This is a genomic window from Herbidospora sp. NBRC 101105 (assembly GCF_030269205.1).
Classification (GTDB): Bacteria; Actinomycetota; Actinomycetes; order Streptosporangiales; family Streptosporangiaceae; genus Herbidospora; species Herbidospora solisilvae.
The window spans coordinates 308,097-325,465 of the sequence record NZ_BSSX01000004.1 but is presented as its reverse complement, the minus strand read 5'-3'; the positions used below and the strand labels follow the sequence as shown (position 1 = coordinate 325,465).

At 68.7% G+C, this 17,369-nt stretch carries 18 protein-coding genes, 1 tRNA gene and 1 pseudogene; 14 read left to right on the top strand and 6 right to left on the bottom strand.

What is annotated here, in order from left to right; translation table 11 throughout:
* Positions 1-21 precede the first annotated feature (21 nt).
* Genes mshA through QSK34_RS18800 form a run of 3 tightly spaced genes read left to right on the top strand, consistent with a single transcriptional unit; the run spans position 22 to position 2,498 of the window.
* Positions 22-1,254: a D-inositol-3-phosphate glycosyltransferase gene (gene mshA / locus QSK34_RS18810; RefSeq protein ID WP_502875534.1), complete on the top strand. Its 1,233-nt coding sequence runs from the start codon at positions 22-24 to the stop codon at positions 1,252-1,254.
* Positions 1,251-1,736 carry a YbjN domain-containing protein gene (locus tag QSK34_RS18805; RefSeq protein WP_285585541.1) on the top strand — a complete coding sequence of 162 codons (486 nt, stop codon included), beginning with the start codon at positions 1,251-1,253 and terminating at the stop codon, positions 1,734-1,736. Before mshA ends, QSK34_RS18805 begins: the two co-directional genes overlap by 4 nt.
* Before the next feature lie 24 nt (positions 1,737-1,760).
* Entirely contained in the window at positions 1,761-2,498 is a 738-nt protein-coding gene (locus QSK34_RS18800; RefSeq protein ID WP_030451590.1) for a phosphoglyceromutase, read from the top strand.
* Positions 2,499-2,764: 266 nt separating this feature from the next.
* On the opposite strand, the gene phoU is transcribed toward QSK34_RS18800, so the two are convergent.
* Positions 2,765-3,415, bottom strand: a complete 651-nt coding sequence (gene phoU, locus QSK34_RS18795) for a phosphate signaling complex protein PhoU (protein ID WP_161482497.1) — start codon at positions 3,413-3,415, stop codon at positions 2,765-2,767.
* Positions 3,416-3,569: 154 nt separating this feature from the next.
* Here phoU and QSK34_RS18790 point away from each other — a divergent pair, with 154 nt between their 5' ends.
* Together QSK34_RS18790 and QSK34_RS18785 are read left to right on the top strand one after the other, a co-directional pair.
* Positions 3,570-4,715: a sensor histidine kinase gene (locus QSK34_RS18790; RefSeq protein WP_161482674.1), complete on the top strand. Its 1,146-nt coding sequence runs from the start codon at positions 3,570-3,572 to the stop codon at positions 4,713-4,715.
* On the top strand, positions 4,712-5,404 hold the full coding sequence (locus QSK34_RS18785; protein ID WP_030451587.1) for a response regulator: 693 nt from the start codon (positions 4,712-4,714) through the stop codon (positions 5,402-5,404). Before QSK34_RS18790 ends, QSK34_RS18785 begins: the two co-directional genes overlap by 4 nt.
* Before the next feature lie 453 nt (positions 5,405-5,857).
* Here the strand turns inward: QSK34_RS18785 and QSK34_RS18780 are convergent, their stop codons facing one another.
* Entirely contained in the window at positions 5,858-6,454 is a 597-nt protein-coding gene (locus tag QSK34_RS18780; RefSeq protein WP_161482499.1) for a copper chaperone PCu(A)C domain-containing protein, read from the bottom strand.
* A gap of 254 nt (positions 6,455-6,708) precedes the next feature.
* Here QSK34_RS18780 and QSK34_RS18775 point away from each other — a divergent pair, with 254 nt between their 5' ends.
* Together QSK34_RS18775 and ispF are read left to right on the top strand one after the other, a co-directional pair.
* On the top strand, positions 6,709-7,191 hold the full coding sequence (locus QSK34_RS18775; protein ID WP_030451583.1) for a CarD family transcriptional regulator: 483 nt from the start codon (positions 6,709-6,711) through the stop codon (positions 7,189-7,191).
* Positions 7,192-7,208: 17 nt separating this feature from the next.
* Positions 7,209-7,667: a 2-C-methyl-D-erythritol 2,4-cyclodiphosphate synthase gene (gene ispF, locus QSK34_RS18770; protein WP_285585540.1), complete on the top strand. Its 459-nt coding sequence runs from the start codon at positions 7,209-7,211 to the stop codon at positions 7,665-7,667.
* 83 nt (positions 7,668-7,750) lie between these two features.
* On the opposite strand, the gene QSK34_RS18765 is transcribed toward ispF, so the two are convergent.
* Entirely contained in the window at positions 7,751-7,873 is a 123-nt protein-coding gene (locus QSK34_RS18765) for a hypothetical protein (protein ID WP_285585539.1), read from the bottom strand.
* Positions 7,874-8,086: 213 nt separating this feature from the next.
* On the opposite strand from QSK34_RS18765, the gene QSK34_RS18760 reads away from it, so the two are divergent.
* Both QSK34_RS18760 and QSK34_RS18755 read left to right on the top strand, forming a co-directional pair.
* The gene (locus QSK34_RS18760) at positions 8,087-8,401 is read left to right on the top strand and encodes a GlsB/YeaQ/YmgE family stress response membrane protein (RefSeq protein ID WP_235967395.1); all 315 of its coding nucleotides are present in this window, start codon (positions 8,087-8,089) and stop codon (positions 8,399-8,401) included.
* Between the two features lie 87 nt (positions 8,402-8,488).
* Positions 8,489-8,758, top strand: a complete 270-nt coding sequence (locus QSK34_RS18755) for a GlsB/YeaQ/YmgE family stress response membrane protein (RefSeq protein ID WP_161482501.1) — start codon at positions 8,489-8,491, stop codon at positions 8,756-8,758.
* A 132-nt stretch (positions 8,759-8,890) separates the two neighbouring features.
* Here QSK34_RS18755 and QSK34_RS18750 read toward each other — a convergent pair whose 3' ends face one another.
* A complete protein-coding gene (locus tag QSK34_RS18750; RefSeq protein ID WP_285585538.1) occupies positions 8,891-9,853 on the bottom strand; it encodes a DUF2637 domain-containing protein in 963 nt (320 codons plus the stop codon).
* A gap of 72 nt (positions 9,854-9,925) precedes the next feature.
* Between QSK34_RS18750 and QSK34_RS18745 the strand changes: the two genes are divergently transcribed.
* The 5 genes and pseudogenes from QSK34_RS18745 to QSK34_RS37795 form a co-directional block, all read left to right on the top strand.
* On the top strand, positions 9,926-10,321 hold the full coding sequence (locus tag QSK34_RS18745; RefSeq protein WP_285585537.1) for a PPOX class F420-dependent oxidoreductase: 396 nt from the start codon (positions 9,926-9,928) through the stop codon (positions 10,319-10,321).
* 57 nt (positions 10,322-10,378) lie between these two features.
* Positions 10,379-11,773, top strand: coding sequence for a cysteine--tRNA ligase (gene cysS / locus QSK34_RS18740; RefSeq protein ID WP_285585536.1), 1,395 nt, complete (start codon positions 10,379-10,381; stop codon positions 11,771-11,773).
* A 23-nt stretch (positions 11,774-11,796) separates the two neighbouring features.
* Positions 11,797-12,741 carry a 23S rRNA (guanosine(2251)-2'-O)-methyltransferase RlmB gene (gene rlmB, locus QSK34_RS18735; RefSeq protein WP_285585535.1) on the top strand — a complete coding sequence of 315 codons (945 nt, stop codon included), beginning with the start codon at positions 11,797-11,799 and terminating at the stop codon, positions 12,739-12,741.
* Positions 12,742-12,768: 27 nt separating this feature from the next.
* Positions 12,769-12,841: transfer RNA gene (locus QSK34_RS18730), tRNA-Thr, on the top strand.
* Between the two features lie 389 nt (positions 12,842-13,230).
* Positions 13,231-13,944 (top strand): annotated as a pseudogene (locus QSK34_RS37795) (MFS transporter); the annotation flags it as partial.
* A 522-nt stretch (positions 13,945-14,466) separates the two neighbouring features.
* Here the strand turns inward: QSK34_RS37795 and QSK34_RS18720 are convergent.
* Both QSK34_RS18720 and QSK34_RS18715 read right to left on the bottom strand, forming a co-directional pair.
* Positions 14,467-16,440 (bottom strand): tetratricopeptide repeat protein, encoded by a 1,974-nt coding sequence (locus QSK34_RS18720; protein WP_285585533.1) that lies wholly within the window; start codon positions 16,438-16,440, stop codon positions 14,467-14,469.
* Entirely contained in the window at positions 16,437-17,189 is a 753-nt protein-coding gene (locus QSK34_RS18715; RefSeq protein WP_285585532.1) for an SIR2 family NAD-dependent protein deacylase, read from the bottom strand. The genes QSK34_RS18720 and QSK34_RS18715 overlap by 4 nt, the downstream gene beginning before the upstream one ends.
* Between the last annotated feature and the right edge of the window lie 180 nt (positions 17,190-17,369).

The following is a 17,369-nucleotide window of genomic DNA, read 5'->3' as shown; positions in this document are numbered from 1 at the left end:
AACCGGGTCGCGACGATCAGCATGCACACGTCACCGCTCGACCAGCCGGGTACCGGCGACGCGGGCGGCATGAACGTCTACATCGTGGAGACGGCCAAACGGCTGGCCGACCTCGGCGTCGAGGTCGAGATCTTCACCAGGCAGACGTCGCGCGACCTGCCCCCGATCGTGCAACTCGCGCCGGGAGTCTCGGTCCGCCACGTCACCGCCGGCCCCTACGAGGAGCTCTACCGCTCCGACCTGCCGGGCCAGATGTGCGCGTTCCTGTCGGGCGTGCTGCGCACCGAGGCGATCTACGAGCCCGGCCGCTACGACCTCATCCACTCCCACTACTGGTTGTCGGGCCAGGTCGGCTGGCTGGCCAAGGAGCGCTGGGGCGTGCCGCTCGTGCACACCATGCACACCATGGCCAAGGTCAAGAACCTGCTCCTGGCCGAGGGCGACTGCCCCGAACCCCCGGCCCGCGTCTTCGGCGAGGAACAGGTCGTCGACGTGGCCGACCGGCTGGTCGCCAACACCGCCGCCGAGGCCGAAGAGCTCATCTCCCTGTACGCCGCCCCGCCCGCCCGCGTGAGCGTGGTGAACCCCGGGGTGAACCTCCAGGTGTTCCAGCCCGCGTCCAAGGGCGCCGCCCGCCACCGGCTGGGCCTGCCGCAGGACGCCCACGTGTTGCTGTTCGTCGGCCGCATCCAGCCGCTGAAGGCCCCCGACGTGCTGCTCCGGGCCGCCGCCAAGATGATCGCCGACGACCCCGCGTTAAGGGACCGCCTCGTGGTGGCCTGCGTCGGCGGGCCGAGCGGCAACGGGCTCGCCCGGCCGTCCCTCCTGACCGATGTGGCCGCCGAACTGGGCATCACCGACCTGGTGCACCTCGCGCCGCCGTGCCCGCAGCCCGAGCTGGCCGACTGGTACCGGGCCGCCGACGTCACGGTCGTGCCCTCCCACAACGAGTCGTTCGGCCTCGTCGCCCTGGAGTCGCAGGCGTGCGGCACCCCGGTCGTGGCCGCGTCGGTGGGCGGGCTGCGCACGGCCGTGAAGGACGGCGTCTCGGGCCTGCTGATGAACAGTCACGACCCCGCCGAGTGGGCGACCGCCCTGGCCGGCCTGCTCGACCGGCCCGCCTGGCGGGACTTCCTCGCCGAGGGCGCGATCCGCCACGCCGCGGCGTTCGGCTGGCAGGCCACGGCGGCGCGGCTCGTGGAGGTGTATACCGGAGCGATGAGCCAGCTCCTGCCCGTGGCGGCCGCCCGATGACCGTCTCCGCCGTGATCGAGGCGGCCCTGAACTCGATGGGCCTGACCTACGAGAGCCCCCGCAGCGGCTCCTACCTGGTGAAGCTCCCCGGCACCCACAAGCTCCAGACGATGACCTGGCTGGTCGTCGACGACCAGGCCCTCAACATCGAGGCCTTCTTCTGCCGCGGCCCCGACGAGAACCACCAGGAGTTCTACCGCTGGCTGCTGTCCAAGAACGGCTCGATGTACGGCGTGCACTTCGCCCTCGACCACCGGGGCGACGTCCACCTTGTCGGCCGGATCCCCCATGAGGGCGTCACCGAGGCCGAGGTCGACCGGCTGCTGGGCTGCGTGCTCACCTACGCCGACGAGTTGTTCGATCCGGCCCTGGAGATCGGCTTCGCGAGCTCGATCAGGCGCGAATGGGAGTGGCGGCTCGAACGGGGCGAGTCGACTGCCAATTTGCAGGCTTTCGCCCGTTTCGCCGACCCGGAGCGTTAACCGTCCACCACTAAGATGCCGGTCATGGCGACTTTGGTACTGCTCCGGCACGGCGAGAGCGAATGGAACGTCAAGGGCCTGTTCACGGGCTGGGTCGACGTCAACCTCTCGGCTGCCGGTGAGGAGGAGGCCGCGCGCGGCGGCCGGCTGCTGCTTGAGGCGGGCGTACGCCCCGACGTGGTCCACACGTCCCTGCTCACCCGCGCGATCCGGACCGCCAACCTCGCGCTGGAGGCGGCCGACCTGCTCTGGCTCCCCGTCGAGCGGTCGTGGCGCCTCAACGAGCGCCACTACGGCGCCCTCCAGGGCAAGGACAAGGCGCAGACCCGCGCCGAGTTCGGCGACGAGCAGTTCATGCTCTGGCGCCGTTCTTACGACACCCCGCCGCCCCCCATCGCCGACGACGACGAGTTCTCCCAGTTCGCCGACGTCCGCTACGCGGGCCTGCCGAAGGAACTCCGGCCCAAGACCGAGTGCCTGAAAGACGTCGTCGACCGCATGCTGCCCTACTGGTACGACTCGATCGTCCCGCAGCTCGCCGCCGGCAAGACCGTCCTGGTGGTCGCCCACGGCAACTCCCTGCGCGCCCTGGTCAAGCACCTCGACGGCATCAGCGACGCCGACATCGCCGGCCTGAACATCCCCACCGGCATCCCCCTGCGCTACGAACTCGACGCCGACTACAAGCCCGTCAGCTCGGGCTACCTCGACCCCGAGGCCGCAGCTGCGGCCATCGAAGCAGTAGCGAACCAGGGCAAATAGTCTCCGGGCCCACTCATGAGTCCCAACCACGTCTGCTCATGAGTTTTAGCGACGTCTGCTCATGAGGTGCCCGAGCGCGCCGGCGTCTGGACTGAGGAGCGCAGGGGAGCGAAGCGACCCGGAGCGACGAGGGAAGACGCCGGCTCAAAGCGCTCGGGCCGCGCGGGCGGAGCCCGCGCAGTCAAACACCGCGCCGCGCGGGCGGAGCCCGCGCAAAACAAACACAGAGCCCCGGCCCCCCGAGGGCCGGGGCTCTCGCTCTTGGTTTACTCCTCGCCGTCGCGGGAGCCGGTGACCAGGTAGACCACGTCGCGGGCGACGCGGACGGCGTGGTCGGCGTAGCGCTCGTAGTAGCGGCCCGCCAGGGTGATGTCGATCGCGGCCTCGATGCCGTGGTCCCACTTCGGCGACAGCAGGACGCGGAACAGGCGGCGGTGCAGCATGTCCATCGCGTCGTCGTCGGCCTCCAGTTCCTTGGACAGCTCGACGTCGCGGGTCGCGATGCAGGTGCCGGTCTTGGTGATCAGACGTTCGGCCACCTGGTCCATCTCGACGATGGTGTCGCGGAGCTCGGCCGGGATGGCCGACTCGGGGTGACGCATCCGCGCGATCTTGGCGATGTGCTCGGCCAGGTCGCCCATGCGCTCCAGGTCGGCGGCCATGCGCAGCGCGGTGATGACCGTGCGGAGGTCGACCGCGACGGGCTGCTGGGTGGCCATCAGCTCGTAAATGGAGGTCTCCACCTCGGCGTACAGCCGGTTGACCTCCTCGTCCTGAGAGATCACACTCTCGGAGAGGTGAAGATCGGCGTCAAGCAGGGCCGTGGTGGCCCGGGACATGGCCGAGCGAACCAGTCGGGTCATCTCGACCAGACGTACGGTGAGGTTGTCCAGCTCGTCATGATAGGCGTCGCGCATGCCCGTCACGGTAATCCGCGCTTCGTGAACGATCTCCGACCGGAAAGTGAACTCTTCGGGAAAGGCCATGGTCAGTCGGCATCCGGCCGTAAGGAACAGGGGCATTCCCACCTAGCATCGAAGCGTGAATGAGTTGCTGGCGAGTCTTGCCGCGATGGGTGGGTTCCTGGTGGGCACCCTCGTCATGCTGGCGATCCGGCGGCAGTCCGAACCCGCTTCGGTGCCCGATTCCCCGCCCGAGGAGACCCTGTCTCCGGGGGTGGCCTCGCTGCTGGCGGTGCTGCCGTCCTCGGCGGTCGTACTCGACAGGGAGGACCGGGTCCTGCGGGCCAGCTCGGCGGCCCGCGCCTACGGCCTGGTCCGCGGCGACACCCTCATCTCGGCCGAGCTGCTCGCGCTGGCCCGCAAGGTCCGCCGCGACGGCGAGATCCGCGAGGGCGAGATCGAGACGTCCGGCCGCAAGTTCGGCCAGGAGTCGACCTCCTTCGCGGTCCGCGTCGCCCCGCTCGGCTCCACCGGCCAGGTGCTGGTCCTGGCCGAAGACCAGACCGACCGGCTCCGCGTCGAGGCGGTCCGCCGCGACTTCGTCGCCAACGTCAGCCACGAGCTCAAAACCCCGGTCGGCGCGCTCAGCCTGCTCGCCGAGACGATCCAGGACGCCGCCGACGACCCCGAGGCGGTCACCCGATTCGCCGGCCGCATGCAGCACGAGGCGGCCCGCCTCACCTATCTCATCCAGGACCTGATCACCCTGTCCCGCATCCAGGGCGCCGAGGAGATCCCGACGCCGGAGCCGGTCCAGGTCGACGAGGCGGTCCACGAGGCCATCGACCGGTGCAGCACCAAGGCCGCGTCGAAGGACATCACGCTGGTCGCCGGCGGCACCGGCGGCCTCAACATCTGGGGCGACGACGAACTGCTCGTCACCGCCCTGCGCAATCTGATCGACAACGCGGTCGCCTACAGCCCCGAGCACACCCGGGTCGTGGTCAGCGCCCGCCCGGCCGGCGACTCGGTCGAGATCAGCATCAGCGACCAGGGCATCGGCATCCCCGAGAGCGCCCAGGAACGCATCTTCGAGCGCTTCTTCCGGGTCGACGCGGCCCGTTCGCGCTCGACCGGCGGGACCGGCCTCGGCCTGGCCATCGTCAAACACGTCGCCGTCGCCCACGGCGGCGAGGTGTCGGTCTGGAGCAAGGAAGGCTCCGGCTCGACCTTCACTCTCCGCCTCCCCGCGTTCGGCGGGGTCGCGGTCGCCACACCCCGCACAACGTCAACTCCCCTGGAGGCGGCCACATGACCCGGGTACTCGTCGTGGAAGACGAGGAGTCGTTCTCCGACGCCCTTTCCTACATGCTGCGCAAAGAGGGCTTCGAGGTCGCGGTCGCGGCCACCGGCCCCGAGGCGCTGGAGACCTTCGACCGCAACGGCGCCGACCTCGTGCTGCTCGACCTGATGCTCCCGGGCCTGCCGGGCACCGAGGTCTGCCGTTCCCTCCGCCAGCGGTCCAAGGTCCCCGTGATCATGCTCACCGCCAAGGACAGCGAGATCGACAAGGTCGTCGGCCTGGAACTCGGCGCCGACGACTACGTCACCAAGCCCTTCAGCTCCCGCGAGCTGGTCGCCCGCATCCGCGCGGTGCTCCGCCGCCAGGGCGACGTCGAGGAGGTCGAGTCGGCGGTTCTCGCGGCCGGCCCGGTCCGCATGGACGTCGACCGCCACATCGTCGCCGTCCGCGGCCGCCAGGTGCAGCTCCCGCTGAAGGAGTTCGAACTCCTGGAGGTCCTGCTCCGCAACGCCGGCCGGGTCCTCACCCGCGGCCAGCTCATCGACCGCGTCTGGGGCGCCGACTACGTGGGCGACACCAAGACCCTCGACGTCCACGTGAAGCGCCTGCGGGCCAAGGTCGAGTCCGACCCGGCCAACCCGCGCTGCATCCTGACGGTCCGGGGACTGGGCTACAAGTTCGACCCGGTGATCGAAGACTGAGACCGGCTCGGCTCCGCCGGCCCGTGCGAAGACGCGCGGGTCGGCCATGCGTCTGTTCTGAAGTTCCTGCTCCGTTACGGCTCCGCCTACCCTGACCCCGCCCACCTCCCCGCTGGCGGCCGATCAACCGGTGCTTCCCGGCCGCTGAGCCGACCGCCGCAACGTGTCGTGTGCCTACGGAGCGAATCCTGAAATTTCCGGCGCGGAGCGCCGGATGGGCTGACCCGTGCGCGTTGCCGTGTAGACCGCTGAATTGGCGTGGTCGAGGGACCGGGCCTGTGGAGCGTCCGTTACGGGGCTTGGCCTGAGCGGCCGAGGAGCGCTGGGTGATCGGGCGTTCCGCGGTGCCGGGGTGGGCGGAGCCGTAACGGAGCAAGATCGCGGTCGGACGACCCCGAACGGCCGCGACGCGGGACCGACCGGCCGTGTGGGGACGGCCGGTCGGTGGCGGGGTCAGTGGCCGGAGGACTCGCCGGTGGCGGTGGCCGTGGGGGACGGCTTGGGCGGGGCCGGGACGGCGCCCGGGACCGGCGGGAGGGTCGCGTATTCGCGGTTGCGGGTGATGACCGGGACGACCATGGTGACCTCGCCCGCGTTCTGGAACTTGAGGGTCAGCGGGATGCTCTCGCCGCCGCGCAGGACCGACTTCACGCCCTGGATCTGGATCTGCGGGTTCGAGCCGGTGCCCGTGTGGACGAGGGTGCCCACGGGGAGCTGCACGCCGCCGCCCTGGGCCGCCGTGGCGGCGTTGGGGTCGGGGGTGACGCCGGTCAGGACGTCGGGCGCGGTGCCGTCGTTGGTGAGCGACAGGTAGAGCGGGACGGTGCCGCCGGCGGGGATCTGACCACCCGGGTCGGGGCCGAGCATGTAGGCCTGGCTGACCTTCATGCCGTTCACGCCGTACTGCCCGTCGCGGATGAGAACCTGCGACTCGGTCGGCGCGTAGGGCTTGTTGGTGTTCGCGTCGGTCCCGGCGCCACACGCGGCCAGCGCGGGGGCGGCGGCCAGAAACGCGGCGATGGCGATCACCCTGCGGCTGGTCGTGGTCACGGTCGAGAATCTCCTTGCTAACGCGCGCGATCGTATGCGGGGATCACCATATCGGCGTGGCAGGCCCGTCCGATAACCGCCCCGGGAACACTCGAGGCGCAGGTCATCCCGCCTGTCGGACGGCTCGATTCACACAGTAGAGCTCTTGTCAAGTCCCAAAATGAGGCTTTGACCTGCAGTTATGGTGATTTCACTGTTCCGGGAGAGTGTTGGCGCGTGGTACCCTGGAGTACAGCGGAAGGGGTACTTGTCACATGACTTTCCAGGTCGGCGACACGGTCGTCTACCCCCATCACGGGGCTGCTCGGATCGAAGCCATCACCACTCGGACGATTAAGGGTGAGGAAAAGACCTACCTGGTACTGAAGGTCGACAAGGGCGACCTCACCGTCCAGGTGCCTGCGGAGAACGCGGAGCTCGTCGGCGTGCGCGATGTGGTCGGGCAGGAGGGCCTTGAGAGGGTCTTCGACGTCCTGCGCATGCCTCACACGGAAGAGCCCACCAACTGGTCGCGCCGTTACAAGGCGAACCTTGAGAAGCTCGCGTCCGGTGACGTCAACAAGGTGGCCGAAGTGGTTCGGGACCTCTGGCGCCGCGACCGCGAGCGTGGACTCTCCGCAGGTGAGAAGCGGATGCTCGCGAAGGCTCGGCAGATCCTGGTCAGCGAACTCGCCCTGGCGGAGAAGACCAACGAGGACAAAGCGGAAGCCCTGCTCGACGAGGTGCTGAACTCCTGAGCGCAAAACTTCCCAGGGTGGGCGTCGGTGTCGACGTCCACCCTTTCGCTTCTGGGCGTGACCTTCACCTGGCGGGGCTGTTCTGGCCGGGGGAGACCGGGCTGGCCGGCCACTCCGACGGCGACGCGGCGGCCCACGCGTGTTGTGACGCGTTGTTGTCGGCCGCCGGGCTCGGGGACCTGGGAAAGGTCTTCGGCACGTCCGATCCCCGCTGGTCGGGGGCGTCGGGTGTGACGTTGCTGACGGAGACGGCCCGGCTGGTGCGCGAGGCCGGGTACGAGATCGGCAACGTGGCGGTGCAGATCATCGGCAACCGGCCCAAGCTCTCGCCTCGCCGCGATGAGGCGGAGAAGGCGCTGGGCGCGGCGGTGGGAGCCGACGTGAGCGTCAGCGCGACCACGACCGACGGGCTCGGGCTGACGGGCCGCGGCGAGGGCATCGCGGCGATCGCCAACGCGCTGATCGTCGGCCGTTAGAGATCGGCTTCACGGTCGACGCCGCGGCTTGATCCGGGTTCCGGGGCGATATGGCTCGGGCGTTCTCCTGCACTCTCAGTTTTTCAACCGGCGTCGCGGTGCGTGGGTGAGCGGCCGAGGAGCGCCGGGTGATGGCCGTCGTCTGGACGGCGGGCGGTGCCGGGGTGGGCGGAGCCGTAACGGAGCAGCGGTTTTTGGCGTCTCATCTGTCACAGCGGGCTCTTGGTGCTGATGCCGCCACAGGCTGGGATAACGCTTTGGTGCGGTCCAAAGTGGATGGCAACCGGGGTCTGCGATGCGGCGTCTCATATGCGGTTGGGGCGGCGATCCCGTAACCAGGCGCGGTGCGTGGATCGCCGTCCCTTTTTGGGTACTTCATCCCCTAGAGGTGCAGATGTCACCTCGTCGGGGGGAATGTCATGATCGCTTCGATCCTTGGCGCCATCATCATCGGTGTCGTCATCGGCGCGCTGGCGCGTCTGGTCCTGCCCGGACGGCAGAACATCAGCATCGGGATGACGATCCTGGTCGGCATCGTCGCCGCGCTCATCGGGTCGCTCATCGCGGCGCTGTTCGGGTTCGCCAACACGCGCGGGTTCGACTGGTGGGAGCACATCCTCCAGCTCGTGCTGGCCGTGATCGGCGTCGGCTTCGTCGCCGGGCGGGGCATCACCGCAGGTGGCGGGCGTGGGCACGGAGGGGCCACGGGCCGGCCGGGGCACAGCGGGATCTAAAAAATTCCGGCCCCAGGCATATTTTGTCGATGGAGGGTATTCGACCGCTTGAGCGTGAAGCTGTCACCCTCAAGGGGAGGTCGAATAATGACCATCGAGACCATTCTCGGCGCCATCGTGATCGGCGCCATCATCGGTGCGCTGGGCCGACTGGTTCTGCCCGGCCGTCAGCCGATCGGTTGGATCCTGACCATCGTCGTCGGTATCGTCGCCGCCCTCATCGGCACGGCGATCGCCCAGGGTCTGGGTGTCGCGACGACCGACGGGATCGACTGGATCGAACTGGTCATGCAGGTCGTCCTGGCCGTCATCGGAGTCGGCGCCGTCGCCGCGCTGCGAGGCCGAACCAGGGTCTGACCAGCCGGTACAGGTTGATGCCCGACGGCCACCCGGCCGCCGGGCACCGGCCTTTTCCGGGGCCGACACCGAAACTTGTTCAAAGGCCCGCCGCGGCTCCCACTCGGAGTCGCGGTGGGCCTTTCGGCTTCGTCAGGAGTCGCTGGGCGGGGTGGGGGTGCTGCGGAGGTGGCCGGACGGAGGGGCGGTGACCTCGTCGTCGTAGGGCTCGCGCCAGGTGGCGGCCTCGAACTCCTCCGGGTCGGCGGCCTCGGGGCCGTGCTCCGGGTCGGGGTCGGCCGGGAGGTTGCGCATCGGCTGGGTGTCCACGTTGGCCTCGTCGGGCTCCTCGCGGCGGCTCAGCTTCTCGGCGGCCTGGGCGGCGGCCTCGCCGTACTTCTTGTCGGTCTCGTCGTCGGGCTCGGGGAGCGGGTGGACGAGGACGTCGCCGGCGCTGGGCCGGATCAGGTCGCCCCAGCGGGCCGGACGCGGGGGCGGGGACGGGGTGAGCGGGGGCGCCAGCTCCGGGGGCGCGACCGTTTCGGTCACGGGGCTCACGGGGGTCGGCGGCGTGTAGTCGGGGGGCACGGTCACGTGGGCGGTGCGGGTGAAGGGGACCACGTCGTCGTCGGGGTCGTCGTCGAGGTCGGCGCTCTTCGTCTGGGCGTACCGGACGATCAGCAGTAACAACCACAAGGCCACGACCAGCATGATCCAGGGCACCAGCGCCACCACCACGGCGGCGGGGCGGACCGCGAGGACCACGCCGGACGCCGTCGCGACGTCGGCCGCCGCCGCCGCGACGAGCAGCAGGATCAGGATCAGGGCGGCCTGAAGGCGGATGACCAGCCGTCCCGGGCGGACCACCGGCACCGCCAGCAGGGCCACGACCAGCAGGGCGTCGAAGCCGGCCGGGTAGAGGTAGGCGAACTCGGGGTCGGCCTGGCCCTGGAGCGCGAGGGCCCGCAGGTCGTCGAAGGAGAGCACGCAGGCGGCTCCGGCGAGCACCGCCACCGCGAGGCTCGCGACGATCACGGCCACCCGGCTCAGCAGGCGGGATCCGGAGGAAGACGGACGGGAGGCCGGGCCTGCCGTCGCGGGGGGAATCGCGTCCATGGCGTGTCGAGCCTAGCGACTCGGGTGCCCCCGGCCGTTTTATGACACGTACGAAATGGCATGATCGCTCCTATGGGAGAGCAGACCTTGCCTGACGGCGCACGTTCCTTGTTCGACGGGCCGAATTTCGCCACCGTCTCCAGCGTGAACCCCGACGGAAGCCCCCAGGCCTCGGTGGTGTGGGTGCGCACGGACGGGAACGAGATTCTCTTCTCGACGGTCAAGGGACGCCGAAAGCACCGCAACATGGAACGCGACCCGCGTGTCTCGATTCTGATCGTCGACCCGGCCGATCCCTATGTGTACGCCGAGGTCCGCGGCCCGGTGACGCTGTTCGACGACCCCAACGGCGACCTGATCCAAGAGCTTTCGCACAAATACACCGGCAAACCGTTCGTCGAGGGAAGCCCCGACAACGAGCGCGTGATCGTGCGGATCGCTCCGGAGAAGGTGTATCTGCGCGGCTGACGCTCACGGTTTCTTAACTCGGCCTGTGCTGGCCGGGAAGGCGTTAGCCTTGCCTTTGTGAGCCTGAGACTCTATGACACCAGCACCCGAACGGTCCGTGAATTCGCCCCGGTTGAGCCCGGCCGGGTCACGATGTACCTGTGTGGTGCGACCGTCCAGGCTCCGCCCCACATCGGTCACATCCGTTCCGGCGTCAACTTCGACGTCCTGCGCCGCTGGCTGATGCACTCCGGGTACGACGTCACGTTCTGCCGCAACGTGACCGACCTCGACGACAAGATCATCCGGGTCGCGGCCGCCGAGGGCGTGCCGTGGTTCGTGGTCGCCGAGCGGAACCAGCGGGCCTTCACGTGGGCGTACGACCAGCTCGGCTGCCTGCCTCCCACGGTCGAGCCCCGGGCGATGGGTCACGTGCCCGAGATGATCGAGCTGATGCACCGCCTGATCGACAAGGGCCACGCCTACGCCTCGGGCGGCGACGTCTACTTCGACGTGGTCTCCTACGCCGACAGGTACGGCAAACTGTCGAACCAGAAGCTCGAGAACATGCGGGCCGCCGGCGACACCGACACCGACTCCCTCAAGCGCGACCCGCGCGACTTCGCGTTGTGGAAGGGCGCCAAGGAGGGCGAGCCGACCTGGCCGACCCCGTGGGGCCGCGGTCGTCCCGGCTGGCACCTCGAGTGCTCGGCGATGGCGACCAAATACCTGGGCGGCACCTTCGACATCCACGGCGGCGGCGTCGACCTGATCTTCCCCCACCACGAGAACGAGATCGCCCAGTCGCAGGCGGCCGGCGACGGCTTCGCCCGGTTCTGGCTGCACAACGGCATGCTGCAGCTCGGCGGGACCAAGATGAGCAAGTCCCTCGGGAACTCGCTGCTGATCCCCGAGATGCTGACCAAGGTCCGCGCCGTCGAACTGCGCTACTACCTGGTCTCGGCCCACTACGGGTCGGCGATCGACTACTCCGAAGAGGCGCTGCAGGAGTCGGCGGCCGGTTACCGGCGGCTGGAGGGCTTCGTCTCGCGGGCGGCCGAGGTCATCCACGACGTCGACGCGACCGCGCCGCTGCCGCAGGCCTTCGTCGACGCGCTCAACGACGACCTGAACGTGTCGCAGGCGCTGGCGGTCGTCCACGAGGTGGTTCGCGAGGGCAACGTGGCCCTGTCCCAGGGCAACAAGGAGGCGGTGGCGCGGCTGCTCGCCGAGACGCAGACCATGCTCGGCGTCCTGGGGCTCGACCCCCGGTCTCCGCAGTGGCGCTCGTCCGGCGAATCCGGGCTCCACGAGGTCGTCGACGCGCTGGTGGCCGTGGCCCTGGAGCAGCGGCAGGCCGCTCGCGCCCGGAAGGACTATGCGGCCGCCGACGCCATCCGGGAGTCCCTGGCGGCGGCCGGGGTCGTCGTCGAGGACACCCCGCAGGGCCCGCGCTGGGAACTGGCCCGCTGAATTCACGGATAGGCTTTTCAGTTATGGCAGCGGGACGTAAAAGGCAGGGCGCCACTCGGGGAACCGGGGGCAAGGTTCGGCGATCTCTTGAGGGCAGGGGACCGACGCCGCCCGCTGAGGCTCGGCACTGGTACAAGGACAAGGCCCGGTCCGAGCGCATCGCGCGCGAGGAGCGTGGCGGCACCTCCCCTCGGAAGACTCCCGTGCGGGCGCGCAAGTCCGAGGACGCTCCTGAGTACATCGGGGGGCGCAACCCCGTCGTCGAGGCTCTCCGGGCCGGGGTGCCCGCCTCCGCGCTCTACGTCGCGGCGCGGATCGAGAACGACGACCGGGTCCGGGAGTCGATCAAGATCGCGGCTGACAAGGGGATCGCGCTGCTGGAGGTCGACCGGGGGAAGCTCGACCGGTTGACCGAGGGTGGGGTGCACCAGGGCGTCGCGCTTCAGATTCCGGCTTACGAGTATGCGCACCCCATCGACCTGGTGCGGTTCGCCCAGGATGCCGCTGAGGTGCCGTTGATCGTGGCTCTCGACGGGGTCACCGATCCCCGGAACCTCGGGGCCATCGCGCGGTCTGCGGCCGCCTTCGGGGCTCATGGGCTGCTGGTGCCTGGGCGGCGGTCCGCTGGGGTTACCGCTGGGGCCTGGAAGACGTCCGCTGGGACGCTCGCCACGCTTCCTGTCGCCCGGGGGGCCAACCTCACGCAGGCGCTGCAGGGCTATCGGGAGGAAGGGCTCTTCGTCGTCGGACTGGACGGGGAGTCTCGGACGGACATCGGGGACATGACCCTTGCCGGCGAGCCGCTGGTCGTCGTGGTGGGGTCCGAGGGGAAGGGGCTTTCCCGGTTGGTGCGGGAGGCCTGTGACCAGGTGGTTCGTATTCCGATGGGGGCCGCCGCCGAGTCGCTGAACGCCGGTGTCGCGGCCGGCATCGCTCTCTACGAGGTGAGTCGCCTGCGCAGAGGGTAGGTGTGTACTAGACTAGCCATGGTTCCAGCCGCCTTAGCTCAATCGGCAGAGCATCTGTCTTGTAAACAGAAGGTCTGGGGTTCGATTCCCCAAGGCGGCTCTGATAGTTCGGCCTCTCGTCGCACGAGAGGCCGATATTGGTTATGGCTTCCCTCCCGCAAGAAGCTTGTGTCACATTTTTGCCAAGTTTCGATGGAACGCTCCAATTGGGAGGAGACAAATATGGGTAATCCTCCCATACGAGACGGCCCTGAGCAGGCCGAATCTCCGTTTTTGGGGTCGATTTCCTGTGCCTGACAATCTATTTGGCATCGTGCTTTAAGCGTTAGAAATATGACGCTAAAGTAAGAAATTTTTAGGCAGAGAAGCCCCGCGGTGCCCGGGTCTCTGCCTTGCGTCGCTGGTGATCGAAGCGTTGCGACGAAGGATTGGGCCGCCGCGGGCCGAAAGCTGAAAGGTGGTCCGCGGGTGGATCGGCGGCAGTCGCTGATGGGTTTCTGGGTAGGTCTCACCAGCACAACGGTCGTGGCGCGAACGTTGTCGCTGACGTATCCACTCCTTGCTCTCGACCATTCGGGCTCCGCGATGGCGGTCGGGTGGGCAAGTTTTATGCTCGCACTGCCGGGATTCCTGTTTTATCTGCCTTTCGGGGCGATCATAGACAGAATCGACCCTTCTCGCCTTATGAGGTTGGTCGAAGTTGTTCGTGGACTTATGTTGCTACTTGTCGGCGGTCTGCTGGTCTACGACTTTCTGTCCCTTCCGGTGATCCTGGTCGCCGCCTTCGTCGAGGGTGCGATGTGGATCGCCTACTCCCTGGCGGAAGCGGCTTTGATCCCGATGGTCCGCAGTGAGCGGCTGACCCGGTTTCTCGCCTCCAGTGAGCGCAGCACCCAGGTGGGCTCGCTGATCGCCCGGCCGCTGGCCGGGTTCCTCTACGGCCTGCAACACGCCGTGCCCTTCCTCCTCGCGCCGCTGTTGCTTCTCGTCTCGGCGTTCACCGTCCCCTCGGCGCGGGTGCGCCGGTCTGAAGTACGCGGCCGCCGGGAGCCGCTCTGGGCGTCCATCGGAGAAGGTCTGCGGGAGCTGGCCCGGCATCGGTTCCTGCTGGTCGCGGTCATCCTGACGAGCACGACCAATCTGATGATCAACGCTTTGATCGTCGTCTTCATCGCCGGGTACGCCACCCAGCTCGGCGCCGCCGACATCGGGCTCTACCTCATGTTCGGGAGCATCGGCGGGACCCTGGGCACGGTGCTGGCCAGGACCATCCGCCCGGAGAACTGGGTGCTCTACGTCCAGCTCGCCGTCGTGGCCGTCGCCATGCTGGCCATCGCCCTGCATCCGAGTCCGGCGTCGTTCTCGCTGGGCCTGCTGCTGACCGGATGGGGCACCGCCACCAACATCGCCATGCGCAGTTACGAGGGCGTCTATGTCAGGCGCCGCAAACGGGCCCGGGTGGCCAGTGTCTCGCGCCTGCTCAGTCACACCGCGGTGACGGTGGCGGCACCGCTGGGCGGTGCGCTGGTGACCGTTTACGAGGTCGACCGGGCCGCTTTCCTGCTGGCCTGGGGGTTCGCGTTCGTGGCCGGGTTGCTCCTGCTGTGGAGGGTGATCTCGTGGGGGATGGCTGTTCGTAGCCGGTTCGCGAACTACAGCGTCCACGGAACCTTCGACGCGCCCCGGTTCGAGGCGATGGTCGGGGTTGTGGGCCAGCGGATGGCCTCACTGGCCATCGGCCATCCGTTCGGCCAGGCGGTGGAGATGTGCCGGGAGTGGTGGCGCCTTCGCGGCCATCGCGGCGGCGGCGAGGTCGGCGGCTCCTGTGAGATCTCCGGCCTGCTGCTCGACCAGAGCCGCGTAAAGGAGGGCGGGCCCGTGTTCCGCCGTGGTCGCGCGTACGGCCGTGATCTCATTCCGCGCTTCGTCCAGGTTCCCGAGCCGCGCCAGCGCGTACGCGTGGGCGGCGCGGACCCATGGCTCACGTATCGTGCCGAGCCGGCCGAAGTCGAGCAGGGCCTCGTCGGTGCGGTCAAGGTGAAGCAGGATCTCGGCGCGGGCGCGCAGGGCGGGCCAGGAGTTGGCGTCGTCGTCGAGCACCCTGTCGAGCGTCTTGAGCGCGTTGTCCTCGTGTCCCCCGTACCAATAGGTCCAGGCGAGCTCGATCCGGACGCCCTGGTCGTCCGGGACCCGTTGGATGGCGGACTTGATGTCCTGAATGGCGCGGCGCGTCTGGCCGAGCGCGCGACGGGCCCGGCCGCTTGCGGCCAGCAGGCGGCCCACGATCTCCGTGCGCCCGTGGACGTCGAACAGGGCGGCGGCCTCGCGGTAATGGTCGATGGCCGTGGCATAGCGGGCGTCCTGGAAGGCGACGTCGCCGAGGAACGACTCGATTTCGGCCCTGAGGCGGGAGGAGTCGGTCCGGTCGAGCGCGTCTCTGGCGTCGCGGCGGGCGCGGGCGAAGTCGCCCTCGCGGAGGGCGTGCTGAGCGGTGTGGAGAAGCTGCTGGGAGGTTCGCCTGTCGACCACCACGTCGCCCGCCTCCGCGCGGATGAGGCGGACGAGGCTCTCGTGTGACAGCTCGTACCACTGGGAGTCGTCTCCCGTGACGCCCGGGCGCGGGGTCAGGATGTGGTGGTCGACCAGGGCCGCGACCACGTCGTTCGGGATTCCGGCCGTCATGGTCTCACCCCGGTAGACCGGGGTCTTGGCGGAGTCGGCGACGAAGTTGTCGAGCAGCCAGGCCCGCAGGCGGGCCGTGTCGCCGTCGAGGTGGTCGCGGGCGACTTCGGCGATCGTCTGGTCGACGAACTTCTCCAGCGACCTGCGCACGTTGGCGTACCGGATGACGTGCTCGGTGGTGATGTGGGTGACGTCCGGAGGCAGCGAGTCCCACAGGACCGTGCAGACCACCTGGAGCTGGACGGGTTCGATGGCCTTCGACTCGCGCGCGGTGCCGTCTCCGCTCAGGTCGTCGATCAGCCGCTGGGCGGCCGCGTCGTCGAAGGAGTAGCCGGTACCGGTGAGCGGGCCCACGATGGCCTGGGTCGCGGCCGGTGGTTCCAGGGCGCCGAGGGTGAACCGCCCCTTCGTCATGACGTCGATGATGCGCTCGTCGCGGAGGATGGCGCCGGCCTGGTCGTTTCTGATCGAGATCAGCACCCGCAGGTCGGGATCCTTGCTCAGGGCGGCGACGAGCTGGTCGAGGAACCATTCGTGGTAGGGCGCCCGCCGGTGGTTTCCCAGGAACAGCTCTTCGGCCTGGTCGATCGAGGCCAGCCGGAGCACCGGATCGCCGTAGCGGTCCTGCCTGGGCGGGCGGCGCTTGAAGAACCGTTCGAGGGTGAGGCTGGCGAGGCGCGACGGATGTTCCCCCGGCGACCACGACGAGAGAAGCGCGTAGACATGGGGGTTGTGCTCGGGCAGCGCCTCCCGGGGAAACGAGGAGGTGACCGAGACTCGCCCCACCGGCAGGATGTCGTTCTGCGACGGGTCGAGCAGGGGCATGACGCCCGCGTTGAGCAGGGAGGTCTTCCCCGCGCCAGAAGGGCCGGACAACACCGTGATCTGGTTGGAGCGCCAGAGATCGCAGACCTCGTGGGCCTCACGGGCCCGCCCGAAGAACTTGCCGCTGTCCTGCCGCCGGAACGCGCGCAGGCCGACGTAGGGTTCGAGGGTCGGCTGATCTCGGCCGGTCACGGCATGGCTCCCATCCGCTCGCGTAACTCCTTGCAGAACTCGTCGATGCCACCCCAGTAGACCGAGATCTGCCACTCGGCGTAGTACCAGTTCAGCAGGCCCTCCATGTCCTCGATGGTGTAGCCGGAGGTGGGAGCGAGCTGGATGCTCACATGGCGGCGTCTGCTGATGGCGGGGATCGACCGGCCGAGTTCCTGGAACAACATCCGGAACGTCGAGTCCTGCAGGCTGTAGCCGACGAACAACAGCGGGCGGGTGGTCAGCGCCGCGAGGATCGACGGGGGGAACATCCTGTTGGTGCCGTTGGTGCGCTCGATGATGAAGTTGCGCAGGAACACCATGTAGTCGTCTTCGGCCAGCACGAAGCTGGCCGGATCGCGCATCGCGCCGTGCAGGTGGTAGACGAGCGGGGTCGCCGGGCTGGGGTTGAAGCCCGCGGTCTCGGCGAACAGCGGGTCGGGGGCGATGGTTTCGGTCCACGGGCAGATGGCCGCCATGGCCGACTTCGTCCGTGTGGCGAGCGCCTGGACGATGAAGTCGTCGTAGTTGGTGGTCAGGTAGACCGGCAGCGGGAAGTCGGCCAGCAGGGCGTGTGGTTCGTTCGGGTTGCTGAAGTCGGGTGTTCTCGTGTCCTCGGTCAGCACGTCGCGGACCCGGTTCTTGACGTAGTGGAGATCGCCGTATTTCACGCCCGCGTACTGGGCGACCCGCAGGAGTTCGGTTCCGTTCGGCCCGGGGTAGCCACACATGGCCGCGAGCCTTTCACTGAGCTCGGCGCCCGATGGGAGAACACTCGCTGAGGCGCCGGCGCCCACGAACGGGGTGCAGTGACCGGCCCGCAATTGATAAATGAGCCGTTCCCAATCCTCGTCGCGCATTTCGCCCATGCATTGCTCCACCTCATCGGCCCGATGTTCGTTCCCGACTGT

What these genes read in the sequence shown, in the direction of transcription:
- mshA (WP_502875534.1), top strand. Translation starts at nt 22, where the DNA reads ATGCACACGTCACCGCTCGACCAGCCGGGTACCGGCGACGCGGGCGGC.
- QSK34_RS18805 (WP_285585541.1), top strand. Translation starts at nt 1,251, where the DNA reads ATGACCGTCTCCGCCGTGATCGAGGCGGCCCTGAACTCGATGGGCCTG.
- QSK34_RS18800 (WP_030451590.1), top strand. Translation starts at nt 1,761, where the DNA reads ATGGCGACTTTGGTACTGCTCCGGCACGGCGAGAGCGAATGGAACGTC.
- phoU (WP_161482497.1), bottom strand. Translation starts at nt 3,415, where the DNA reads ATGCGCGACGCCTATCATGACGAGCTGGACAACCTCACCGTACGTCTG.
- QSK34_RS18790 (WP_161482674.1), top strand. Translation starts at nt 3,570, where the DNA reads ATGGGTGGGTTCCTGGTGGGCACCCTCGTCATGCTGGCGATCCGGCGG.
- QSK34_RS18785 (WP_030451587.1), top strand. Translation starts at nt 4,712, where the DNA reads ATGACCCGGGTACTCGTCGTGGAAGACGAGGAGTCGTTCTCCGACGCC.
- QSK34_RS18775 (WP_030451583.1), top strand. Translation starts at nt 6,709, where the DNA reads ATGACTTTCCAGGTCGGCGACACGGTCGTCTACCCCCATCACGGGGCT.
- QSK34_RS18765 (WP_285585539.1), bottom strand. Translation starts at nt 7,873, where the DNA reads ATGAGACGCCAAAAACCGCTGCTCCGTTACGGCTCCGCCCACCCCGGC.
- QSK34_RS18760 (WP_235967395.1), top strand. Translation starts at nt 8,087, where the DNA reads ATGATCGCTTCGATCCTTGGCGCCATCATCATCGGTGTCGTCATCGGC.
- QSK34_RS18755 (WP_161482501.1), top strand. Translation starts at nt 8,489, where the DNA reads ATGACCATCGAGACCATTCTCGGCGCCATCGTGATCGGCGCCATCATC.
- QSK34_RS18750 (WP_285585538.1), bottom strand. Translation starts at nt 9,853, where the DNA reads ATGGACGCGATTCCCCCCGCGACGGCAGGCCCGGCCTCCCGTCCGTCT.
- QSK34_RS18745 (WP_285585537.1), top strand. Translation starts at nt 9,926, where the DNA reads ATGGGAGAGCAGACCTTGCCTGACGGCGCACGTTCCTTGTTCGACGGG.
- rlmB (WP_285585535.1), top strand. Translation starts at nt 11,797, where the DNA reads ATGGCAGCGGGACGTAAAAGGCAGGGCGCCACTCGGGGAACCGGGGGC.
- QSK34_RS18715 (WP_285585532.1), bottom strand. Translation starts at nt 17,189, where the DNA reads ATGTGTGGCTACCCCGGGCCGAACGGAACCGAACTCCTGCGGGTCGCC.